Consider the following 1,322-nt stretch of genomic DNA (forward strand, 5'->3'; position numbering starts at 1 on the left):
CAATGGTTCGTGCAGTTTTAGGCGGCTTTGAGGCCGAAATTTAGCGGACTGGACGGCAGATGTTCTAATTCTTCAAAGCGGGCCGAGAGATCCAACTTGGACAAAATCACTTGGGCCAGCAGGGCGTTATACGCCCTGCGTTTCATGTCTTCGAGACTGAACACCAGATTCTGTCCGCCCTCTGCTGCTCGCAGGGCCTCAAGGCGACAGAGGTTCAGGGTCAGCAAGACCACGTTCCAATGCGCCTCAATGCCTGGCTGTGACCGCAATTGCACATCCTGGCTTCCCAGGAACTGCTTGGCATCCCGGAAGATCAGTTCAATCTCGAAACGGCTCCGGTACAGCGCAATGACCTCATGAGCGGGCATCGTCACAGCGGTGCTGAACAGCACCGCGTAACCCGTCACTTGACCCTTTTTACCGACCTGCTGGATGACGACTGCACGCACTTCTCGCGCCCACTGCACGCTCCAGACCACCTGAGTCCACACCCGCTCGGTCGACGTTTCAGAAACGAGGTCAAAGCGCTGCAAGTCGCTGAAATCCACCTTGCCGTCGAACTTTTTTGGCCGTCCGCGTCGTCTGGGATGCTCGCCGGTATAGAGATACTTGAGGTTGGCGTTGCGAGGAAATCTGGAGATGAATGGGAGACCGTGACCGGTCACGGTCTCCACCATGGATTCTTTCGCATAGTTCCCATCCGCAACCACAGCGGCCAGATCAAGCCGTGGAACAGTCTGGAGATCAAGCAACACGTCATCCAGCTGGTCAGCGGCCTGTTCCAGACGACTCGGGGCCTCAGACCCGGTCCGGGTCTGACGGACATCGACCGTAAATGCCTGTCGGTGCTGGACGTCAATCAGGGCACAGCAGGATTGCTCGATCCCACGTTCGGTCCGTGCGGCACAGCCATTCCAGAACGAGCCGAGGTGTGCGGTGTGCTGACCAGATTTGCGGTGAAAAGAGGCGTCGATGGCCAGAACGCACAGTGGGCTGATCAGCCCACTCTCAATCGCCGTGCTCACAGTCGCCCGGTGTACTGCGCCCCAGGGAATGGCCCCGGGGTCACTTCGGTGCAGCCAACGACGGATCGTACTCTCTGAGCAGGCCGCATATCGGGAGAGGTTCAGGACGTTCAGCCGTCCAGGAACAGCGAGAAATACGCTAAGCAGCACGGTCAGAAAATTCCGCTGCGTCTTGCGCAGCGGGACCGCGCTGAGAACGTACTGTAGGATAGCCATTAGACCCATTGGAAGCGGTGTGTTCACAGCCCCATTTTCGGTGGGTCTTTCTTTGTGACCTCAAAACTGCACGAACCATTG

At 57.7% G+C, this 1,322-nt stretch carries 1 protein-coding gene; it reads right to left on the reverse strand.

Annotated elements, in window-relative coordinates; genetic code table 11:
- Positions 1 to 17 precede the first annotated feature (17 nt).
- On the reverse strand, positions 18 to 1,250 hold the full coding sequence (locus tag E5Z01_RS19160; protein WP_162865373.1) for a transposase: 1,233 nt from the start codon (positions 1,248 to 1,250) through the stop codon (positions 18 to 20).
- Positions 1,251 to 1,322 lie beyond the last annotated feature (72 nt).

Origin of the sequence: Deinococcus fonticola, assembly GCF_004634215.1 — a bacterium.
In the GTDB taxonomy this organism is placed as follows: Bacteria; Deinococcota; Deinococci; order Deinococcales; family Deinococcaceae; genus Deinococcus; species Deinococcus fonticola.